The sequence below is a fragment of the Ferruginibacter sp. genome, from assembly GCF_031430955.1.
Taxonomy (GTDB): Bacteria; Bacteroidota; Bacteroidia; order Chitinophagales; family Chitinophagaceae; genus Ferruginibacter.
On the sequence record NZ_JANPCM010000573.1, the window covers coordinates 1 to 3,709 of the forward strand.

Below are 3,709 nucleotides of genomic sequence, written 5' to 3' on the forward strand. Positions count from 1 at the left end.
CAAAAAAATATTTAAATCAAACCCTATTTCATCTTTCCATAATCCATCACCAACTGGCAAAAAATTTTTACACCTATATACAATTTACTGTCGTCAACCATAAAATCGGGGGTGTGGTGTGGTGGCGCATTTTTTGCATCATTACCCTTAGGCATGCCGCCAATATAAAAAAAGAAAGCGGGGGCTTTGGTACCGAAATAACTAAAGTCTTCGGCACCGGTAACCCATTCCATTGCACGTACATTTTCTTTTCCGGCGGCAGTTTGTAAAGAAGGGATCATTTTATCTACCAATGCAGGTGTGTTGTAGGTTACTATGTTTTAGTATCAATTTTTACTTCGGCAATGGCATTGCTGGCTTCTGCAATTTTTTCGGCAGTTTGTTTTATTCTTTGATGTACGTCAGTTTGCATTTTACTGTCTAATGTTCTTATGGTGCCGTCAATTAAACATTCTTCCGGTATAATATTATTTCTTACACCACCATGAATTTTGCCCACCGTAATTACAATAGGCGCTTTGGTAAGATCCATCTGGCGGCTTACAATATTTTGCAGCCCTTCAATAATTTGTGCCGATACACTTATAGGATCTACGCTTAACCATGGCTGTGCACCATGTGCCGATTTACCTTTTACTTTTATCGAAAACCAATCAGACGATGCCATAAATGCACCGCTTTTATATTGCAATTCCCCCACGGGTATATTGCTTTCGATGTGCATGCCAAATACCACATCTACTTTTGGGTTATCCATCACACCTTCTTTCACCATTAATGGAGCACCACCTTCTTCATCACCCGGCGGGCCTTCTTCTGCCGGTTGAAAAATAAATTTCACCGTACCTGCAATATCTTTTTTCATGCTGGCTAAAACTTCGGCTGTGCCTAACAGCATGGCCACATGAGTATCATGGCCACAGGCATGCATTACCGGCACTCTTTGGCCCAAGTAATCGGTGCTGTCTTTTGAAGCATAAGGAAGATTTACTCTTTCCTTTACAGGCAAGGCATCAATATCTGCCCTCAATGCAATGCAGGGGCCGGGTTTGCCACCTTTTAAAATGGCTACCACACCTGTTTTTGCCACACCGGTTTGTATTTCTAATCCCAGCAATTTTAAATGTTCAACAATGTATGCAGCGGTTTTAAATTCCCTGTTACCTAACTCGGGGTTTTGGTGAATATGCCTGCGCCACTCTACTAATTTAGTTTGAATGGCTAATGCTTTTGCATCAATGGTTTTTGAAATGTCCTGTGCAGCAATGGTGCAGGAGCAGAGAATAAAGAAAAGTAAAGCAGTAGTAGTTTTTATCATGAGTTTTTTTTTTATATGGCGGATGGAAAACTTCGACGCAATTTAATGTTTACTTACCGGATTGTACGACCAGGAAAATAAAAGTGAAGCCAGCTGATTGCTTCAACGTCCAAACGCACTTTCAGCAAAGCCCTTGATGTTGGGGGTAGTGCTTTACGGATATTCATTGCCATAACGAAACTTTATAAGCTTGTCAGTTTTGAAATAATAGTCAGCAAAATAAAGGTCGTTAAATTGCTGATAAGAAAAAATAATAAGCCCTTTTTCTTTTCTTATTTCATTTGGTTTTCCAATCTTTGATTTAAGTTGGTCGGAAGTTATTCCTAAATAAATAGTCTTGCCTGATTTAAAGTTGTTTAAGGTTAGTTTGAATGGTTTTTATAAATACTTTTTATTTGTTGAAGTGAGTACTACTTGAAATTGGCTAAAGTCACATTTTGAACTCCCATTCCACATATACATAGTCAAAAGTTGAGATTCTTTATTGTTGAGTATTTGAATGCTTGGCAAATCATCTATGTCTGGTAGTAAAATATAATTGTCACCAAAAAGTTTTTCAATTGTGTTGCAGTCATTAAGTTTAATTCCGTTAATAGTCGTGTCATTAAATTGAGAAATGTCCGCATAGCCTGTTGGATGTAAAATGAAAGTGTCAAGTATAATTGCAGGGATATTTATTTTGGATGTTGTGTCAACCAATGAAACTTTGTCAATTGATGAATTTATCCCTTTGTCTGACGAGTTTTTGTTGTAGTTACAGGAGAAGCAAATAGAGCTCAATAGTATTAAGAATGATGGTCTCCTAACATTACGCCAAAATACACTACTTCTTTGCATAAACAAATATTTGCATAATAGTTGTTTTTTAAAGCGTTGAAAAAAAAGGCTACCGGGTTAGAGCAGCGCAAATACAATTCAAAATAATCCAGCGGACTTATAGTATTTACAGGCAGCTAAAAATGCAGGCATCTACTTAAAAAATTACCTTAAAAATGTAACATACATAATACTACAACCGCAATCAACCTTTAAATAATAACAGCAACGTGGCCAGCTTTTCTTTCAATTCTTTTCGGGGAATAATAAAATCTAAAAAACCGTGCTCTAATAAAAATTCGCTGCGTTGGAAACCTTCGGGCAGATCTTTTTTAATGGTTTCTTTAATTACACGTGGGCCGGCAAAGCCAATAAGGGCGCCGGGTTCGCCGCAAATAACATCTCCCAGCATGGCAAAAGATGCGGTGGTACCGCCAAATGTAGGGTCGGTACAAAGAGAGATGTAAGGTATTTGTGCATCGCTTAATTGCGATAGTTTGCCGGAGGTTTTTGCCAGTTGCATCAGGGAAAAGGCGCTTTCCATCATCCTGGCACCGCCACTTTTATTAATGATCATAAAAGGGATGCGGTGGGTAAGGCAATAATCGCAGGCACGGCTAATTTTTTCTCCCATTACACTGCCCAGGCTGCCACCAATAAATTCAAAATCCATACAGGCAATTACCATGTCGTTGGTATTTACTTTGCCATGCGCCACCGTTATAGAATCGTGTATGTCGGTTTTGGCATAGGTTTCTTCCAGCCGTTTGTTGTAAGGTTTTAAATCAACAAAATTTAAAAAATCTTTCGATTTTATGTTGGCAAATAATTCGGTGTAATGGTTATCATCAAAAATAATTTCAAAATATTCTTCGCTGCCTATGCGGTGGTGGTATTCGCACTTAGGGCATACAAATTTATTTTCGCTTAATTCAGAAATGGTGCAGGTGTATTTGCAATTGGGACATTTGCTCCACAAACCTTCGGGTGCATCTTTTTTATCTTTAGTACTGGTAAGGATACCCTTTTTTATTCGCTTAAACCAGCTGGCTTTCATTTCTTCCGAATCACCTTCTTCGCCGGTAAGGTTTATTTCAAAATCTTCTTCTTTCTTCTGGCTCATAGTCGTAATAGTTTTTTGAGTGTAGAAGTAATATTGGTTTAGAAGTTTAGGGTTTAGACGTTTAGAGCTTAGGGGTTTAGATGTTTAGGAGTGTAAACTAAACTTCTAATTTTTTTTCAAACTAAACCTCTAAACTTCTAAACCCTAAACCATTTATGCATTCCTGTTAATACAATTCAAATCTTCAAACGCCACTTCTAATCTTTTTATAAAACTGTCTTCTCCTTTACGTAGCCAAACCCTTGGATCGTAATGTTTTTTATTGGGTACATCGGCACCATCGGGATTACCTAACTGTCCCTGTAAATACGCTTCGTTCTTTTTATAATTATTTAAAACACCATCCCAAAATGCCCACTGCATATCGGTATCAATATTCATTTTTATAGCACCATATCCAATGGCTTCTCTTATTTGATTTTGCGGTGAGCCGCTGCCACCATGAAATACAA

4 protein-coding genes are annotated in these 3,709 nt (G+C 37.9%); all 4 read right to left on the reverse strand.

The genetic code is table 11. The annotated features are described in order from the left end of the window. Nucleotides 1-23 precede the first annotated feature (23 nt). Entirely contained in the window at nucleotides 24-293 is a 270-nt protein-coding gene (locus tag ACY65O_RS16365; protein ID WP_462221936.1) for a M20/M25/M40 family metallo-hydrolase, read from the reverse strand. Nucleotides 294-313: 20 nt separating this feature from the next. Continuing rightward, entirely contained in the window at nucleotides 314-1,318 is a 1,005-nt protein-coding gene (locus tag ACY65O_RS16370) for an amidohydrolase (protein WP_462221937.1), read from the reverse strand. 1,021 nt (nucleotides 1,319-2,339) lie between these two features. Continuing rightward, nucleotides 2,340-3,257 (reverse strand): acetyl-CoA carboxylase, carboxyltransferase subunit beta, encoded by a 918-nt coding sequence (accD, locus tag ACY65O_RS16375; RefSeq protein ID WP_462221938.1) that lies wholly within the window; start codon nucleotides 3,255-3,257, stop codon nucleotides 2,340-2,342. Between the two features lie 153 nt (nucleotides 3,258-3,410). After that, nucleotides 3,411-3,709 (reverse strand): class II fructose-bisphosphate aldolase (locus ACY65O_RS16380; RefSeq protein ID WP_462221939.1); only part of this gene is annotated, 299 nt, incomplete at its 5' end.

What these genes read in the sequence shown, in the direction of transcription:
- ACY65O_RS16370 (WP_462221937.1), bottom strand. Translation starts at nt 1,318, where the DNA reads ATGATAAAAACTACTACTGCTTTACTTTTCTTTATTCTCTGCTCCTGC.
- accD (WP_462221938.1), bottom strand. Translation starts at nt 3,257, where the DNA reads ATGAGCCAGAAGAAAGAAGAAGATTTTGAAATAAACCTTACCGGCGAA.